Raw genomic sequence first — 16560 nt, 5'->3', positions numbered from 1 at the left:
CCATGCACCACGACCGAACGGTCACCGAACGCCGGCTCGCCCGCGTACTGGACCAGCGCCTGCGGCCCGCCGTGTACCGCGAGAGCCTGCCGCTGGACGTCGCGATCTGGAACGTCGACGGCGAGCCCGTGCCCGTGTCCGAAGGACTCGCGGCGCCGTACGAACCGGTCCGCACCGGCGCGGCGTGGGGACCGGCCTGGTCCACCAGCTGGTTCCGGATCAGCGGCACGGTTCCCGCCGCCTGGGCCGGACAGCGGGTCGAGGCGGTTCTGGACCTCGGCTTCGGCACCACCCAGCCGGGCTTCTCCGCGGAGGGCCTCGTGTACCGCGCCGACGGAACACCGGTCAAGGCTCTCAATCCCCGCAACGCCTGGCTCCCGATCGCCGAACCTTCCTGCGGGGGCGAGGAGTTCGTCTACTACGTCGAAGCGGCCGCCAATCCGGTCATCTTCGACTCGGGGACGGACGGCGACCCGTTCGTCCCGACCCGGGCGGGCGGTGTCGCCCCCTGGTTGCGCGGCGGCGGGGCTCCGGACGAGCCGCTCTACCGGCTGAACCGGATGGACCTCGCCGTCTTCGACTCCGTCGTGTGGGAACTCGTGCAGGATCTGGACGTGCTCGGCGGGCTGATGCACCAGCTGCCCGAGGACTCCACCCGGCGCCGGCAGCTGGCGCACGCCGTGGACCGTGCGCTGGACGTCATCGATCTCCAGGACATCGGCGGTACGGCCGCACCCGCACGCGAGGTCCTCGCTCCGTCGCTGGCCTCCCCCGCCCACGCGGGAGCCCATCGTGTCTCCGCCGTGGGCCACGCGCACATCGACACCGCCTGGCTCTGGCCCGTACGCGAGACGGTCCGCAAGGCGGCCCGGACCGTCTCGAACGTCACCGCCCTGATGGACGACCACCCGGACTTCCGCTTCGTCATGTCGCAGGCGCAGCAGCTGGCCTGGCTCAAGGAGCAACGGCCGGAGGTGTTCGCCCGCGTGGTCGAGAAGGTGCACACCGGGCAGTTCCTGCCGACCGGCAGCCTCTGGGTGGAGCCCGACACCAATCTGTCCGGCGGGGAGTCGCTGGTCCGGCAGTTCGTGCACGGGAAGCGCTTCTACCTGGAGGAGTTCGGGGTCGAGACGAAGGACATGTGGCTGCCCGACACGTTCGGGTACAACGCGGCTCTGCCCCAGCTCATGAAGCTGGCGGGCATCGAATGGTTCCTGACCCAGAAGATCTCCTGGAACACCACCAACGCCTTCCCCCACCACACCTTCTGGTGGGAGGGCATCGACGGGACCCGCATCTTCAGCCACTTCCCGCCCGTCGACTCCTACAACGGCGACCTCTCCGGCGCCGACATCGGACACACCGAGCGCAACTTCCGGGACAAGGGCGCGGCCAACCGTTCGCTCGTCCCCTTCGGCTACGGCGACGGCGGCGGTGGTCCCACCCGCGAGATGCTGGCTCGTGCGCGAAGGCTGGAGGACCTCGAAGGCTCGGCCCGGCTGGAGATGGAGGGCCCGGCGGAGTTCTTCACCAAGGCGCGGGAGGAGTACACGGACGCCCCCGTCTGGGTCGGTGAGCTCTACCTGGAGCTGCACCGCGGCACGCTGACCAGCCAGCTCGCCACCAAACAGGGCAATCGGCGCAGCGAGCACCTGCTGCGGGAAGCCGAGCTGTGGGCCGCCACCGCGACCCTGCGCACCGGCCGGCCGTATCCGTACGAACTGCTCGACCGGGTGTGGAAGACCGTACTGCTCCACCAGTTCCACGACATCCTGCCCGGTACGTCTATCGCCTGGGTGCACCGTGAGGCCGAGGAGACGTACGCGGAGGTGGCCCGCGAGCTCGGCGAGGTCATCGGCACCGCCCAGCGCAGCCTCTCGGCGGGCGCAAGCGGCAGTGGGACGGGCGGTGAGACCGTGTTCAACGCGGCGCCGCATGCCCGGGACGGCGTCCCCGCGCTCGGCGCCTCGCCGCGGGCACGGGCTGTCGGCCCCGTCGCCGCCCGGCCCACCGAGGACGGCGGGTTCGTCCTGGACAACGGCCTCGTGCGCATCACGGTGGATGCCCGGGGCCTGGTCACCTCCGCCCTCGACCTGACGGCCGGACGCGAGGCGCTCGCACCGGGCACGGTCGGCAACCTCCTCCAGCTGCACCAGGACTTCCCGAACCAGTGGGACGCCTGGGACGTCGACGCCTTCTACCGCAACACCGTGCGGGACCTGACCGAAGCCGACGAGGTCGGTGCGGTCCCCGACGGCGTACGGGTGGTGCGGAGCTTCAACGCCTCCCGCATCACCCAGGTGCTGCGCCTCGACGAGGGAAGCCGCCGTCTCGACATCGAGACGCACGTCGACTGGCAGGAGTGCGAGAAGATCCTCAAGGCCGCCTTCCCGCTCGACGTACGGGCGGCGGAGTCCAGTGCCGAGATTCCCTTCGGTCATGTCCGGCGCCCTACGCACAGCAACACCTCGTGGGACAGTGCCCGGTTCGAGATCTGTGCCCACCGCTATCTGCACCTCGCGGAGCCCGGCTGGGGTGCGGCCCTGGTCAACGACTCCAGCTACGGCCACGACGTGACGCGGGACGTGCGACCCGACGGCGGAACGACCACGACGGCGAGGGTCTCGCTCCTGCGCGCTCCGCTCTTCCCGGACCCCGACTGTGACCGGGGTGAGCACCGTCTGCGGTACGCGCTGGTCCTCGGCGCGGACATCCAGGACGCGATCCGCGAGGGATACCACTTCAACCTGCCCGAGCGCGCCGTCCCCGGCGGTGCGGCTGTCGAGCCGCTGGTGCGGATCGACGAGGAGGGTGTCGTCGTCGAGGCGGTCAAGCTCGCGGACGACCGTTCGGGCGATGTCGTGGTCCGCCTCTACGAGTCCGGGGGCGGTCGCGTGCGGACCACTCTCAGGGCCGGTTTCCCGGTGGTCTCCGCCCGGATCACGGATCTGCTGGAACGTGACATGGAGGGTGAGGCGGCACCGGCCCTGCGCGGATCCGAGGTGACGCTCTCGCTTCGCCCGTTCCAGATCCTGACCCTGCGGCTGGTACCCGGCGCGGGCGGGACCTCGGCTGCCGAAGCGGGCTGACGGCCGAAGGCGCCTGGCGCCCGGCGTGAGGGGCGCCTCCCGTCCGGGAAAGGGGTAGGAAACCACCGGACGGGAGGCGCCCCTCAGTGAGCTGATCCGGGTTTCGTAGCGGCCCTGAGGCCGGGCATGACTGATCCGGCGGATGGGAAGCGCAGCTCTGACGCCTGCACCCAGGAAGTATCCCGACGAGCTTCGTGAGCGAGCCGTCCGTGAAGTACAGAACTCGGGCCGTCCGGTCGCCCACGTGGCTCGGGATCTCGGGATCCATCTCGGGATCCATAAGGAAGCCTTGCGGCTGTGGGTCCGCCAGGCCGAGGCCGACCGCGGCGGCCGACCCGACCTGCTCTCCTCCGCCGAGCGGGCCGAACTCGTGCAACTCCGCAAAGAAGCAGCTGAGTTGCGGCGGGCGAACGAGATCCTGAAGGCCGCCAGCGTGTTTTTCGCAAAGGAGCTCGACCAGCCCCGCACGAGGCCGACGCGGTGATCAACCACCTCCGCGACGACTTCGGGGTCGAGCCCGTCTGCCGGGAACCGGACCCTGATCGAGGCCGGCGCGACCGCGTCGGTCGGCTCCGTCGCCGTCAGCTACGACAACGCGATGGCCGAGGCCCTCAACGGCTCCTTCAAAGCCGAGCTGATCGAGCACCGAGGGCCCTGGCGAGACGCTGACCAGGTCGAACGTGCCGTCGTCCGATGGGTCGGCTGGTACAACACCGAACGCCTGCACTCCGCCCTCGACTACCTCCCACCCGAAGAATTCGAGGCCCAGCACCACCGATCCCAGGCGATCACGAACACCGCCTGAAACCAAAAAAACCGGCCGCTACGAAACCCAGGGCAACTCACTTGTGGGTAAGGGGGGACAACTGCGTCCCGGCCAATTAGCACACCCCCGATATCGCTTCGGCCGGCCGGAAACGGCCGGCCGGCTTGGCGCACGATCTGACACGAATGTTCCTCAACCCGCGATGCGCCTGACAGCTCAGAGCCCGTCTCGCACCAGGGCAGCGAGGTGCGACGCGAAAGCTCGGAAACAGGTACTGAGCTTGTTCTTTTTCTTCCGGCCTCGAACGATGTTTCGAACTGAGTCGCCCCGTGGGGATTCGCCGGACGCGGGGGGTAAGTGGTTGGAGTCCAGGACGGTCCGGCGGAGGCTGCAGCACGGTAGAACCGCCTGACGGTCCGACGCGTCTTCGCTGTTCTGCGGGACCAGTCGCGGGAGGGTTTGGATGAATATCGAAACCGGTGTAGGCGTGTGCGCGACCGTCATAGCGCTGGGATCCTTCTGGATCAGCTGGGGGCAGGCGCGGGCATCCCGGGCACACAACCGGCAGTCGGTGCGGCCGTTGGTGCTGATCCGCACAGTTCGTGCGGGATACCGGGACGACGTGGCCCGCCTGGAGGTGATCAACGCGGGGATCGGGCCGGCGGTCGTGACGCGGACGTCGGTCACTCTCGACGGCCGCCTCATCGGCCAGTGGGATCTGCCCACGTATTACCAGATGGCCCAGGACCTCCCCCTGCTGCCGAAAGTGAAGACGTTGGTCACGGGGGCAGCTCTCATCCCGGGCGAGAGGAGCTACCTGCTGCATCTCGAAGAGCGAAACGGGCAGGAATCCGCATGGTTCTGGGAGCTCATCTCCACGAGACTGCTCGTTGAGATCCGGTACGAGTCCCTCTACGGTGGTGAGGACTTCGTGGCTCGCTCGACTCTGGTCTGAGCTTGTTCATTTTCTTCCGGCCTCGAACGGTGTCTCGAACTGAGTCGCTCACCTGGGGATTCGCCGGACGCGGGGGCGGCCTTCGTTTGATCATGTGCTCCGACCAAAGTGCACTGACCAAGACGAAGGCCGTGAGGGTGAGTCTGCTGCCTGATGCTGTCCGGAGGGAAGCGTTCGCGGAAGCGTCACGCTTCCGGGGAGAGTTCTACGAGTGTCTGACTGCCCGGCGCGACGAGTTGTTCGAGCTGGCGGACGCAGTGCTGTGCGCGGACGGTGCGGTGAAGTCCCTGGTGGACTTGACGCTGTTGCCCGAGCATGTCGTGGGCACGGCGCGATGTACGGCGGCCTGAACCACGGCCGGATCGACGTCGATCGGCTGCGAACGGTGCTGGCCGGGCTGTCGCTGCCGCGATTCGGCGGCGGGCGCCTGGTCCTGGCGGTCGATGTGTCGCCGTGGCTGCGTTCGGACGCGCCGTGCTCGGCCGATCGGCTGTTCTGCCACGTCTACGGCCGGGCGAAGACGGCGTCGCAGTTCATTCCGGGCTGGCCCTACTCCTTCGTCGCCGTGCTGGAGCCGGGCGCCACGTCATGGACCGCCATCCTGGACGCGGTCCGGCTCGGCCCGGCGGACGACGCGACCGCGGTCACCGCCGCCCAGCTCCGGGGTGTCGTCGAGCGGCTCATCACCGCGGGCCAGTGGCAGACCGGGGACCCGGATATCGTGATCATCAGTGATGCCGCCTACGACGTCACCCGCCTGGCCTGGGTCCTGCGCGACCTCCCCGTCGAACTCGTCGGCAGGGTCCGCTCCGACCGCGTGATGCGGATGCCGAAGCCACCGCGCATGCAGGGAGTCAACGGCCGGCCGCCCAAGCACGGCCCGGAATTCCGCTTCACCAACCCCGAGACCTGGCCCGAACCCGCGATCACCACCGCCACCGACACCACCAACTACGGCAAGGCCGAAACTCAAGCATGGGACCGAGTCCACCCCCGGCTCACCCACCGCGCGGCCTGGCTCGACCACGATGGCGAACTCCCCCTGATTGAAGGCACGTTTATCAAGCTGAAGATCGAGCACCTATCGAAGGACCGGGACGCGCCACCGGTGTGGTTGTGGTCCTCGAAGACCGGCACCGCCCCGGACGACGTCGACCGTTGCTGGCAGGTCTACCTGCGCAGATTCGACCTTGAGCACACGTTCAGGTTCGCGAAGCAGACTCTTGGCTGGACGACCCCGAAATTCCGCACTCCCGAGGCGGCGGACCGCTGGACCTGGATCCTGATCGTCGCCCACACCCAGATCCGGATCGCCCGGCCGCTCGCCGAAGACCTCCGCCGACCGTGGGAGAAACCCACCGCCCCCGACCGGCTCACCCCGGCCCGGGTCCGCCGGGGGTTCAGGAACATCCGCGCTCACCTCGCCTGCCCGACACGTGTTCCCAAACCCCGAGGCACCGGCCCCGGACGGCCACCCGGCGCCAAGAACAAACACCGGGCACCCCGCTACGACGTCGGCAAGACCGTCAAACGCCCCGAGACCCTCAAGGCCATCGGCAGACCTGGCAGGTCCTGGTAGATAAAGAACAAGCTCAAAGAGCGTTTTGTCCTGGCCAGGGCGTTTGATAACTGGCGCGATGTTGGCCGCTTTGGTCGGCCCGTGCCGGCGTGTGAGGATCCGCCTGTGGAGTGTGATGTGTGCGGGCGGTCGATGTGGCGGTGGCCGGTACCACCGACGGCCTGGGAAGAGGAGATCTGGTCCTGTTCCTGGTGCCATGCGGCCACCCATGTGGGCGGCGAGTGGTTCGAGATTTCGCGCCCGCCGTATCTGCCCCTGGGGATGCGCTGGGAGAAGGCTGTCGCGGATGGCCTTGCCTCTGGTGTCTCCCACGCGTTCGGCATCTTCGACAAGACGCTGTGCGGCATTCAGGAAGCCGGCATGTCACCGTCCGACTACTCGTGGCTGCCGGAACGGGGAGATGCGTGCGGCGCCTGTCGGGAAGCGGCGAGTCTCATCGATAGCCGCTGGCCGCGGTCGATGAGGAGTGAGGATGCGCGGGTCACCGTGGCCCGGCGGCTATGAGTCCTTCCAGTTCGGAGTCGACTCTCGGGTGAGCCTGCGGCTCATCAGGTCGATCATCGCGAGGTGGATCATCGCTTCGGAGCGATGGGGGTGGGTTTCGTAGTCGCGGGCGAGGCGGCGGTGGTGCATGAGCCATCCGAAGGTCCGCTCGACGACCCAGCGTCGCGGAATCACCTTGAAGCCCTTGTGAGCGGGGTCGCGGCGGGTGATTTCGACGTCGATGCCGAGGCGGGCGCCGTGGTCGATGACCTTGGTGCGGTAGCCCGTGTCGGCCCACGCCTTCGTGACACGCGGATGGTCTGCGGCGATGCTCGAGAGAACCTGAATGCCGCCGACGTTGTCGGAAACGTTGGCGGCTGTGACCAGCACGGCCAGGAGGAGGCCGAGCGTGTCGACGCCGATGTGCCGTTTGCGGCCCGCGATCTTCTTGCCCGCGTCGATGCCCTGGTCGGCCGCGGGCACATTGGCCGAGGTCTTGATGCTTTGGGCGTCCAGGACGCAGGCGCTCGGATCGGCGTCACGGCCTTCGGCCTCCCGGACCAGTCGCCGCAGGAGACCGTTGAGCTGGTCGAAGACCTCGTCCTTCTGCCAGGCGGCGAAGTACCCGTAAACCGTCTCCCATGGGGCGAAGTCGTGCGGCAGGTACCGCCAGGGGATCCCGGTCCGGTCGACGTAGAGGATGGCGTCCATGATCCGGCGCAGATCGTGTTCGGGCGGTCGGCCGATGTCCAGTCCCTTTCCTCTTCGCTCGGCCCGCCAGGCTGTCAGAGTTGGTTCCAGCAGTTGCCAACGGGCATCGGACAGGTCACTCGGATAGGGCCGCTGCTTACGAGGCATGTTTCTGTAGTACCGATGGCCGCCGCCCTGCCACAGGGCGCAAACCGGTGCGAACGGGGGCGCGTTGGGATCAGACAGGAGCGAAGGGACCGAAACGGGCCCTCGAAAGCCGTCATCCGCCTCACCTGTCACAAACACGTCTACTGCCCCAGCCGACCCGAAGCGGTCCGTTAACTAAACGGCAATGAAGCACCCCTGTAGGGACAAAACGCTCTTTCAGTACCTGTTTCTGAACCGGAGACCGCTTGATGTAGGTGGTGGTGTGGCCACACTTCGTGGAACGCTAGGCCGATGATTGCTAGTGCACCGGATGCGGAGTCGCTCGCCGTTGGGGCCCTTGAGTGGCTGATGAAGGCTGCACGGGACACAGACGACGGTGTGGTCTGGCCAAACACTCTCGCCGACGACCAGGTCACGCCGGAGCTGTACAGCGGAAGTTCGGGGGTGCTGCCAGCCCTCCTCGATGCATGGCGATATTTCGCCGACGACCGGTACGCGGACGTGGCCTTGCGCGGTGCCCGAAGCGTCGCTGACGCGGTCGAGGACTGGGAGGACAACGGCCTCTACACGGGAGTGGCCGGTATGGCTGTCGCCCTGCGGGGCGTGCACCGTGTGCTCGGTGACGCCGCGGCAGGGGCGTCTGCCGACCGTGCTCTGGACGTCCTACGGTCCCGCTACGACGGCGCAGGGTGGAACAGTCGCTTCGAACTGATCGTCGGCAACGCCGGCATAGCGCTTGCCGCGCTGGAGTGCGGCGATCTCGACCTCGCCCAGCTGGCCGTCGACCGCTACGCGGGCGCTGCCGAGCCCACCATGGCCGGCGTTCAGTGGGAGACCCGGGTCGGCGCGGTCCCCCGCCTGCACCACATGTCGCACGGCACCCTCGGCATCGTCTACGCGCTCGCTGCCGTCGGCCGGGCCGCCGACCGCCCCGACCTCATCGACCTCGCAGTGGCCGGAGCCGCCGACGTAGTCTCGCGCAACGAAGCCGGCCCGGACGGCTTCCTCGTCGCGCACTCCGACCCGCAACAGCAGCACGAAAAGATCGAACGCCATAGCTACGGCTGGTGCCATGGCTCAGCCGGCGACGCCCAGGCGTTCCGCCTTCTGACCCACGTCCTGCCCGACGATCCCTCCTGGCCCGCCCTCGCCGACCGCTGCTGGCACACAGTCGTCAACTCCGGCATCCCACGACGGATCCGCCCCGGCTTCTGGGACAACAACGGCCGCTGCTGTGGCACCGCCGGCGCCCTCGCCTTCGCCTGCGACCGTCAGGTTGAACGCGGCGACGGCCGTGACTTCGCGGACATCCTCGTCGCCGACCTCTCGGCCCGCGCGACGACCGACACCAATGGCATCTGTTGGTCCAATTTCGAACACCGGGAGACGCCCAGCGACCTCGCCCCCGCCACCGGCTGGGCCATGGGCAACGCGGGCATCATCCGTGAGCTCCTGCGCCACGCCCGCATCACCGCGAAGCGCGACCCGCAGTACGCCGTTCCCTTCCCGGACCACGCCCCCACTGCCTGAGTGCCAGTTGCGGATCCATATGCACACATAATGTGCCGACTGCAGGGCCCCGTGGAGTGACGTGGGACGACCGGACAGCCGCCGATCCTGAGGCGTGAGGGGTGCCCGGCCGTCGCACGCCAGGTGAACCTTGGTTGTCAGCCCGCCGCGGGACCGGCCGAGCGCCTGGTCAGCCGCCGCACGTGCCGGATCTTCCAGTTCGTCCCCCCCGCCGGTGCGAGGGATGATGGGGATGAATGACGGAACATGAGGTCAGGAGTTTTCATGGCGAAGCGGGTTCACCGGCCCCGTGAGGACGCGGAGTTCAACTTCATCCTCGGGGTGAGCGGGGTTCCGGTCCTCGCGTACTTCACCGGGACATGGCCCACGGCAATCGAGCCCTGCCGGGTGATGGACCTCGTCGTGGGTGGCATCGCTGACGACTACACGGGCCGCCTGACGGTCGTCCGCACCGACATCACGCGTTGTCCGGCCGCAACCGAGCGATACGGGATTACCGGAGCCCCGTCCTACGTCCTACTGAAGGAGGGAGAGGCGGTAGCGCACGGCACGGGGCCTATGACCATCGCCGAGGTACGGAAGTTCCTGGATGGCCAGCTCTGAGCGGCCACTCCGGCACGTGGCCATGACGCCCGTCACGTCTCGTCTATGGGAGTGCTCCGCCGGAGAAACCTTGGGGCTGAGCCCCCCCCCAAGTCACATAGATCGTGCTGGCGGTGACCGCTTCGTGGACCGCCGAAAGGGAGCGGGCAGAGTCCAGGATCCGGTACGCCTGCGCGCGGCTGATGCTGAACTCCGCGTCGCAGTACGGCTTCCAATTCGGGTGGCCGAGAGAGAAGCCAGATGCGGGCAGTGAGCACCGCTTTCCGCAGACTGACCGTGATCTCCCAGGCGGGGTGTCCTTGTCGTTGTTCCAGATGAAGTTGCGGTTCTGGCGGTAGACGATGTGCGAACGGAGCGCCCGGAGCCTACTGAGGCGATCGTGCAGTGATGGCTAAGTGAAGAAAACGTGACCATGCCATCGGGTGGGAAGCAGCCTGATGCTTGGGGAGTCCAGGTGGGCCCTGGATAAGTCGTGGTGGCGGGCCCCTATCTCTTCGGTCAAGCCGTGTGGGTGCCTGAGGGGCCCTCGGTGGAAGCGTCAGTCGTGTCGGCTCCGGCGTATCTGTAGGTCCAGCCGGCGGCAGTATCGGGGGCCGGGACGGCTTCGTAGATGTGCCAGGCAGCAGGGTTTCCAGGTATCTGTCGCCGGCCGCCGCGAGCACGAAGGCGTGCGGGTGGAAGCCCGTCCTGGCCGAGCTGGACGATCTTGGTTTGTCCGTTGAATGGGCCGCCGGTCACCTTGATGCCAACGGTGTTGTTGACCACCTCGCCGGCGAGCCAGCGGTGGATGAGTTTCATGTGCCCGGAATCCTCGGCCCCCATCTCCGAAGCTGATCACGCACCTGTCCGCAGGACAAGAAGGTCTCAAGTCGCTGCGGCGGGACGGAACTCGTAGAAGGTTCCATCGCGGAGCATCGCGAAGAGGACGTCCGCCCGCCGCCTGGCGAGGCAGAGCAGGGCTTGCGTGTGGTGCTTCCCCTGGACGATCTTCTTGTCGCAATAGGTCCGCGATGCCGGGTCGTCCAGGGAGGCGAACGATGCTGCGGGTCGCGGAGGCCGCTTTGTCCGAGCCGTCCGGCACGGTGCGGCGGGTGATCTCCCCGGTGGTCGGCGAGGAGAAGACGCTCAAGGCGCCGGCGGCGGAGGCCGCCGCCAACGAGGCCCGCTACCAGGCCCGGGTCCGCACGGTGCTGCGGTCGTCGTATTCGGCGCACTGGCGCCGGATGCTCTCGCCGCTGCTGGGCGCGCTGGAGCTGAAGTGCAACAACACCGCCTACCGGCCGGTGATGGACGCGATCGACCTGCTCCAGCACTACCTGGACCAGCCGCTGAAGGAGGGCGCGTTCTTCGACCTGGCGGAGAGTGTGCCGCTCGCAGGGGTGGTGCCCGAGCACTGGCGGGCGGCGGCGGTGGTGGACGAGCGTGGCCGCATCGAGTGCGTCCCGTACGAGCTGTGCGTGCTGGTGGCGCTTCGGGACGCGGTGCGGCGCCGGGAGATCTGGGTGGTGGGTGCGAACCGGTGGCGTAACCCGGAGGACGACCTGCCTGCGGACTTCGAGGGCAACCGGGACGTGCACTACGCCGCGCTTGGCCAGCCGCAGGACGCCGGGGAGTTCATCGCCACCCTGCAAGGCAAGCTCCGGACCTCTTTGGACCGCTTCGAGCAGGCCCTTGCGGAGGGCACGACGGGCGGGGTGACGATCGTCAAGAAGCGCGGCGAGCCGTGCATCAGGGTCTCCCCACGGACGAGCAGGAGGAGCCCGAGAGCCTGGTGGCGGTCAAGGGCGAGATCGAGCGGCGCTGGGGCACCTTCTCTGAACTTGCGACTGAGGGAAGGATGAGTCAGGAGCGCCCCTGCTCGCGGGGGAGTTCGTGGTAGCCGCGGAAGTCGAAGAAGTGCAGACCCTCGATCACTGCTCCAGACACGATTTCCGGCAGGGTCCATGGGTGGGTGGTGTAGTCGTCCGTAGCCACGCCTCCGTGTTCAAGCAGCAGAGCGATCATCTGGTGAACCTCTGCGGTGCCGTCGATCCGCCCGGAGATGTCGACCTGCACGGCCCAAGTGGGGTGATGTCCGACGGCCGCTTCGATGATCGTCACGTCCTCGGGATCCCAGTCGGAGAAGAGGTAGCCGGTCTGCTCATCGTCGATGTCAATGTAGAGGTTGCCGTTCAGAGTCCAGGGATCGCGCTGCTGGGGCAGGTGCTGATTGAGTGCGGCAATAGTCTCGGCTCTCTCACCTGCGGGGAACACGAACACTGTGCGCATGGGTTGGAGCGTAGGCAGTGCAGCCTTGCGGAGGCCATGGATTTTCAGCGATGGTGTTGGCTCGTCGATGTGGTGGTGTGGTTGGGGATGTCGGCGAAGATCGGCATGCCGAGATTGACCGTGGAGGACGGGCCGCTTCACCATCAAGCTGGGCCAGCTTGTCCTGGGCGCCGGCGAGGCTGACGTGCAGACCGTCGACCTCGCCCAGCCAGCCCTCCCGACCGGCCTCGGCGATCCTTCAAGGGGCCCTGTCCTGCCTCTACCGGGTGGTCTCACCCGGGCTCTTTGGGTTCAGAGGGCGAGCCGGTGGACGCCGCCTCCGTGCAGTCCGGCGTACACGTCTCGGGCGCCGGGGTCGACCGCGTACGTCGTGGAGAGGCAGGTCGCCGGAGGCGTTGTGCCAGGTTGCACCGTTGTCCTGGGACCGCAGGTCGCCCTGGCCGACAGTGATCACTGTCGGGTCCCCGGGACCAGCGACCTCGGACGCCAAAGGTCGATGGGTGTAGCTCCTTTCAAGGACAGGATGAGCTGAGCATTTGCCTGACCGGCCGGGCTGAGCACCGCATAGATCGTTTCGAAACCGCCAGGTCACGCTCAGGGCCGGATCAAGATCGACTGCCTGGAAGTCGCGGATCGCGGCGATGCCCTCCTGGGGACCCGGTTCGATCACCCGGTCGCACGCCAAGCCGCAGTTCATGCAGGTAGGGCCATCCCTTGAAAGGAGCTGCACCCATCGGAAATCCGGCGCCCGATCCGCATCCGCCGGCGATCCCCCGATCGGTGTTGTGGGGGGCTCCCCAGCTCGGTGCGGTGTCAGCCGGCCTTGTTCGGCGCGAGGCCGTAGCGGCGCTCGCGGACGGGAGGTCCCCGTGTTGCCGGAAATGTCATCCCAGTCGACTCTGTGATGAAGGAATCGGGCGCCATTACGGCGGGTCAGAAAGATGGGTCATGGCTCTTGTACGGAGAAACCAGGAATTCCTGACCGCGGCGGAGAAGAAGCAGTACAGCCAGGCCATACTGGGCATGAAGCGGCTGGGACTGTACGACAAATATGTGGTACAGCATTCCGAGATCGCCTACAACGGCCATGGCGGTCCCAGCTTCCTGCCCTGGCACCGTGAATTTCTCCGGCGGTTCGAGCAGGATCTGCTGTTCGTCGATCCCACGGTCACCCTGTTGTACTGGGACTGGTCGACCGACAACACGTCGATCTGGAGCGACGCACTCATGGGCGGTAACGGGCGGTCCGGCGACCACAAGGTCACCAGCGGGCCCTTTGCCTTTGACAACGGCGACTGGCCCTGCCTCACCATCGACATCGCCCAGAATTACCTGACCCGGGAATTCGGCGTCCACGCCCAAAACCTCCCGACCCCCACCGACGTGACAGCCTGTCTCGCCGCCACCCCCTACGACACCGATCCATGGAACAGGACGAGCCAGCGGAGCTTCCGGAACGGGCTGGAGGGCTGGATCACCCCGTACATCCACAACCGGGTGCACGAGTGGGTTGGCGGACACATGCGCCCGCTGAGCTCCCCCAACGACCCGGTGTTCTTCCTGCACCACGCCAATACCGACCGGCTGTGGGCGGAGTGGCAGTATCGTCACCCAGACCTGACGTTCGAGCCGCAGAGCGGGGGTCCTTCAGGGCAGAACGCGGCCGACTCCATGAACCCCTGGGGCCCGCCGACCACCATCGCGAGCGTGCTCGACCATCAGGCCCTCGACTACCTCTACGACACGGAGAAGCCCCCGGCCCAAGGCGACCGAATGCTCCCCGGCGACACCCTCACGGCCGGGCAGTTCCTGGTGTCCCACAACGGCAGATACACCTTCATGTACGGCGAGGACGGAAACCTGGTGCTGTTCGAGACTGCCCGTCCCCAGACGGTGCTGTGGAGGTCCGGCACCAGTGTCAAGCCAACCGGCGTGTGCATCATGCAGGAGGACGGCAACCTCGTCGTCTACGACCCCGCGGACCGTGTGATCTGGCAATCGGGGACCTCCGGCAACCGCGGCAGCCGCCTGTACCTCCTGGCCAGGGGCGGGATCGGCATCTACCGCCTGAACCAGACGGAGGTCTGGGCCCAGCCGCCCGTGGGCTGACCCTGCACCGGGAACACCCGGCCTGGCTCCGCTCCGAGGGGCCAGGCCGCCTGTGAGCTGTGGCGTGGCCCGTGCGGCGGGACCTTGCCGACGCGGTTCGTCGAACCAGCCGGTAGAACCGGCAGTGCTCCGGCGCCGGCCTCACCCTCGCGTCCTCGCTCCGCGCGGTCACGTCCGCCGGAATGTTGTCACGCTGACCCCGTGGGTGTGCAGGAGCGTCCGCTCGGGCCTGCTCAAGGTCGGCCGGTGGATGGCCGCGCCGGATCGCGGGCGTCCGTGTTGGGCGGGCGGCCGTCCCGGTGTGGGGTGGCTGGTGTCAGGTGAGGTTCCGGCGACGGCCCACCGGGGTCGTGAGCAGCTCAGCGGCTCGCCGGCGAGGAGAGCGCCAAGGCGCTGCGGGTGGCGGGCCTGGTCGGCGAGCGGCTGCCACGCCTGGACCCTGCCGGGGCACCGCGACGGCGAGCCGCTGGACCCGGTGGCCGATGCCAGGGCCACCGTCCTGTTCTGCTACCCGGGCGACCGGCCGCCCGGGCCCGTTGCCGGACGGCTGGGCCTGCATCCCCGGGGCACATCGGCTGCACGCTGGAGAACCAACTGTTCCGGGACGCGTACGACGACTTCCGCGCGGCGGGCGCCGAGGTGCGCGGCGTCAGCACCCAACGCCCGAGCCAGCAGCGGGTGTTCGCGGTCGGGAAGGGCATCCCCTTCACCCTCCTCTCGGATGTCGACCTGCGCCTGGCCGCCGCTCTGCCGCTCTGCCGCTCCCGGTGTTCCGCGCCGGGCAGGCACTGCGGCTGAAGCGGGCGGTCCTGGTGGTGGACCGCGACGGCGTGGTGCGCCATGCCCGCTTCCCGGTGACCGACATCCCGAAAGCGCTGCGCGAGGCGCCGGCGGTGGTAGGGCAGGTGGTGGCGGGGGGGGCGGAAGGGCGCCGGCGGGGCGCCGGCCCCGGGCAGGGCCAGCACATCCGTCACTGCTGCTGGTGACGGTACGGATCAGTACTTCGCCGACTCCTGGAGTGGGCTGGGGGACCTCCCGGACGGACAGGACTTCGGGCCCTCCGCGGCGAGCAAACGGGATCGCGCGCATGGCGACCTCCTTTACGAGGCGAGCAAACGGGAATCAGGCGGCGATCGGAGCTTCGTGTTCGGCATCCTTCGCCGCCGTCCGTGTCCGAGGCAGGACGAGATAGGTGAGGGCCAATCCGATCAGGCTCAGCACCGCGCCCGCCAGGCCGGTCCACCGCAGAGCGCCGGCGGCGACGATCGCGCCGCCGATGACCGAGCCCGCTGCGGCCCCGAGGTTGAAGGCGCCCACGTTGACGGAGACCGCCAAATTGGGGGCGGCGCCCGCGTGGTGCAGGATCAGTCCCTGCAGCGGGGCGATGGTCGCAGTGGCGAGCAGGCCGAGTACCAGGACCGCGGCCACCGCGGTGGGCTGCCACACCATGGCGAACGGGACGAGCAAGAGCGTCCCGGCCAGCCCGCCGAAGACCCCGCGTACGGTGGCGCTCATCGACTTGTCGGTCAGCTTTCCGGCGGTGAGGTTGCCGAGGAAGCTGCCCGCGCCGTAGGCGAGCAGCAGACCGGAGACCGCCGTGGCGGAGAAGCCGGAGACGCGGGTCAGCAGCGGGACGATGTAGGTGAACACCGTGGCGACGCCGGAGAAGCCCACTGCGGTGGTGGCGATGGCGAGCATGACCGGCCGACGTGCCACTACGCGTATCTCGTCGCGCAGTCGCGTGGACGGCGCCTCCTGCCGGGGCAGTACGGCGGCAAGCAGCATGGTGCCCACCAGGGACAGAACGGTCAGCACGGCGAACGGAGCCCGCCATCCGGCGCCCTGCCCGAGCAGTGCTCCCAGGGGTACTCCGAGGAGCGTGGCCACGGTGAATCCGGAGGCGACGGTGGCGATGGCCGAGCCCGTCTTCTCGGCCGGGACCACCCGGGCCGCCGTCACCAGCGCCAGGGCCAGGAACGCCGCGTGACTGAGCGAGGAGACCATGCGGCCCACGAGGAGCAGGCCGAACGACGGGGCCACGGCGCTGATCGCGCTGCCCGCCGCGAACAGCAGCATCAGGCCGATGGCGAGCCCCTTGCGCGGCAGACGCGAGGTCAGCAGGGCCATGAGTGGCCCTCCGATCACGACTCCGAGCGCGTATGCGGTCACCGCTTGTCCGGCGGTGCCCACGGAGACATCCAGATCAGCGCCGACCTGGGGCAACAGCCCGGCGATCAGGTACTCCGAAGTACCCACGACAAAGACGCTCGCGCACAACGCGGCGAGCGTCGCGAAACCCTTGTTCACCTTCATGCCGCAG

The 16560-nt window shown here is 68.2% G+C and carries 14 protein-coding genes and 3 pseudogenes; 11 read left to right on the top strand and 6 right to left on the bottom strand.

Going from position 1 to position 16560, the window contains the following annotated elements; all coding sequences use genetic code 11:
* Positions 1-2 precede the first annotated feature (2 nt).
* From OG912_RS37180 to OG912_RS37160, 6 genes and pseudogenes are all read left to right on the top strand, one after another.
* Entirely contained in the window at positions 3-3089 is a 3087-nt protein-coding gene (locus OG912_RS37180; protein ID WP_327713198.1) for an alpha-mannosidase, read from the top strand.
* Positions 3090-3231: 142 nt separating this feature from the next.
* The gene (locus OG912_RS40180) at positions 3232-3573 is read left to right on the top strand and encodes a transposase (RefSeq protein WP_443061065.1); all 342 of its coding nucleotides are present in this window, start codon (positions 3232-3234) and stop codon (positions 3571-3573) included.
* 54 nt (positions 3574-3627) lie between these two features.
* Positions 3628-3894 (top strand): integrase core domain-containing protein, encoded by a 267-nt coding sequence (locus OG912_RS40175; protein WP_443061121.1) that lies wholly within the window; start codon positions 3628-3630, stop codon positions 3892-3894.
* A gap of 424 nt (positions 3895-4318) precedes the next feature.
* Positions 4319-4810, top strand: a complete 492-nt coding sequence (locus OG912_RS37170; RefSeq protein WP_123466667.1) for a hypothetical protein — start codon at positions 4319-4321, stop codon at positions 4808-4810.
* A 137-nt stretch (positions 4811-4947) separates the two neighbouring features.
* Positions 4948-6389, top strand: a pseudogene (locus OG912_RS37165) (NF041680 family putative transposase).
* A 105-nt stretch (positions 6390-6494) separates the two neighbouring features.
* Positions 6495-6893 carry a hypothetical protein gene (locus OG912_RS37160; RefSeq protein WP_327713197.1) on the top strand — a complete coding sequence of 133 codons (399 nt, stop codon included), beginning with the start codon at positions 6495-6497 and terminating at the stop codon, positions 6891-6893.
* Here the strand turns inward: OG912_RS37160 and OG912_RS37155 are convergent.
* On the bottom strand, positions 6888-7730 hold the full coding sequence (locus OG912_RS37155; protein WP_327713196.1) for an IS5 family transposase: 843 nt from the start codon (positions 7728-7730) through the stop codon (positions 6888-6890). The two genes, OG912_RS37160 and OG912_RS37155, sit on opposite strands and share 6 nt — an antisense overlap.
* A 291-nt stretch (positions 7731-8021) precedes the next feature.
* On the opposite strand from OG912_RS37155, the gene OG912_RS37150 reads away from it, so the two are divergent.
* Positions 8022-9260, top strand: coding sequence for a lanthionine synthetase LanC family protein (locus tag OG912_RS37150; protein ID WP_327713195.1), 1239 nt, complete (start codon positions 8022-8024; stop codon positions 9258-9260).
* Positions 9261-9365: 105 nt separating this feature from the next.
* Here the strand turns inward: OG912_RS37150 and OG912_RS37145 are convergent.
* Positions 9366-9467, bottom strand: a pseudogene (locus tag OG912_RS37145) (IS5/IS1182 family transposase); the annotation flags it as partial.
* Positions 9468-9524: 57 nt separating this feature from the next.
* Here OG912_RS37145 and OG912_RS37140 point away from each other — a divergent pair.
* Positions 9525-9863, top strand: a complete 339-nt coding sequence (locus OG912_RS37140) for a thioredoxin family protein (protein WP_327713194.1) — start codon at positions 9525-9527, stop codon at positions 9861-9863.
* A gap of 498 nt (positions 9864-10361) precedes the next feature.
* Here the strand turns inward: OG912_RS37140 and OG912_RS37135 are convergent, their stop codons facing one another.
* Positions 10362-10661, bottom strand: a complete 300-nt coding sequence (locus OG912_RS37135) for a hypothetical protein (protein ID WP_327713193.1) — start codon at positions 10659-10661, stop codon at positions 10362-10364.
* 66 nt (positions 10662-10727) lie between these two features.
* A pseudogene (locus OG912_RS37130) lies at positions 10728-10904 on the bottom strand (IS110 family transposase); the annotation flags it as partial.
* On the opposite strand from OG912_RS37130, the gene OG912_RS37125 reads away from it, so the two are divergent.
* Positions 10901-11704 (top strand): hypothetical protein, encoded by an 804-nt coding sequence (locus OG912_RS37125; protein WP_327713192.1) that lies wholly within the window; start codon positions 10901-10903, stop codon positions 11702-11704. The pseudogene OG912_RS37130 and the gene OG912_RS37125 sit on opposite strands and share 4 nt — an antisense overlap.
* A gap of 1 nt (position 11705) precedes the next feature.
* Here the strand turns inward: OG912_RS37125 and OG912_RS37120 are convergent, their stop codons facing one another.
* Positions 11706-12131, bottom strand: coding sequence for a hypothetical protein (locus OG912_RS37120; protein ID WP_327713191.1), 426 nt, complete (start codon positions 12129-12131; stop codon positions 11706-11708).
* Between the two features lie 948 nt (positions 12132-13079).
* On the opposite strand from OG912_RS37120, the gene OG912_RS37115 reads away from it, so the two are divergent.
* Entirely contained in the window at positions 13080-14240 is a 1161-nt protein-coding gene (locus OG912_RS37115; protein ID WP_327713190.1) for a tyrosinase family protein, read from the top strand.
* A 399-nt stretch (positions 14241-14639) separates the two neighbouring features.
* Positions 14640-15038 carry a redoxin domain-containing protein gene (locus tag OG912_RS37110; RefSeq protein ID WP_327713189.1) on the top strand — a complete coding sequence of 133 codons (399 nt, stop codon included), beginning with the start codon at positions 14640-14642 and terminating at the stop codon, positions 15036-15038.
* A 324-nt stretch (positions 15039-15362) separates the two neighbouring features.
* Here the strand turns inward: OG912_RS37110 and OG912_RS37105 are convergent, their stop codons facing one another.
* Positions 15363-16553, bottom strand: coding sequence for an MFS transporter (locus OG912_RS37105; protein ID WP_327713188.1), 1191 nt, complete (start codon positions 16551-16553; stop codon positions 15363-15365).
* Positions 16554-16560: the final 7 nt, after the last annotated feature.

Source organism: Streptomyces sp. NBC_00464, assembly GCF_036013915.1.
Taxonomy (GTDB): Bacteria; Actinomycetota; Actinomycetes; order Streptomycetales; family Streptomycetaceae; genus Streptomyces.
Note: the sequence above shows the minus strand (reverse complement) of the source record. Positions and strands in the feature narration are given on the sequence as shown.